This is a genomic window from Legionella bozemanae (genome assembly GCF_001648595.1).
Classification (GTDB): domain Bacteria; phylum Pseudomonadota; class Gammaproteobacteria; order Legionellales; family Legionellaceae; genus Legionella; species Legionella bozemanae.
The window spans coordinates 1-797 of sequence record NZ_LBAW01000088.1 but is presented as its reverse complement, the minus strand read 5'-3'; the positions used below and the strand labels follow the sequence as shown (position 1 = coordinate 797).

Below are 797 nucleotides of genomic sequence, written 5' to 3'. Positions count from 1 at the left end.
TTGAGCACATTAGCTTGCAATAGGTAGTGCGCCGAACTTGGATTATTGACTACCGTGTAGTCATGTTTCATCAAGGCTGTTTTTAATTGTGGCGCGATATTGATTTCTTCATCTGATGTGTTTTTCACTGACACATACACTGTTTTCTGCGCTTTAGAAACAGGATCTAAAAAGATAGTCTCACTTTGCTTCGTACTGACTTGCAGTGACCTATGCTCTAATGCTGTTTGTGTTGCAGCACAACCTGTTATCACTGCTGCGGAACTTACTGCGAACACTTTGAATAACTTTCTGCTGTTTTTTTTCATGCTATTCCTTATCTTTTTTCTTTTCTGTACCCGAATCACCCCAGAGGTTCTCAACAGGGTGCCTCTTGTTGTGAAGACATCACTTGTCTTAACTGTGCTTCAATGTCATGAATTTTGTTTTTAGTCTGGTTAATAATCGTTTCAAAATGGGCTCGTGTATGTTCCCTGGCAGTTGTAAGCAACTTTTGAAAATGACTGACTTCGGCATGTGCCTCCTTAAGTTCATTTTCAAGTTGCTTCACAATTGAAGTGTTTGATTTTTTCGTTGTGGAAACGTCGCGCACCATACCCGCAGGTGTTTGCCAACCTCCCCTCAAAATGACCCCACGAATGGCATTGAGTTTTCGACTAAAGTCATTACCACAGGCAGTGAAATGCTTGGGATTAAGCAAACAAAATTCAATCTCTGCACTTAAATCTTCTTTTTGCGGAGAGTTGAGGCTTTTAACCAGGCTGGTTACACGGTGTTTCTGGGCTTGAGTAAGTTCA

Annotated in this window: 1 protein-coding gene and 1 pseudogene; both read right to left on the bottom strand. The window is 41.2% G+C overall.

The genetic code is table 11. The annotated features are described in order from the left end of the window. A partial coding sequence (traT, locus tag A8O27_RS18170; protein ID WP_220442856.1) for a complement resistance protein TraT occupies positions 1-308 on the bottom strand: 308 nt, incomplete at its 3' end. A gap of 50 nt (positions 309-358) precedes the next feature. Continuing rightward, positions 359-797: pseudogene (locus A8O27_RS18950) on the bottom strand (replication protein); the annotation flags it as partial.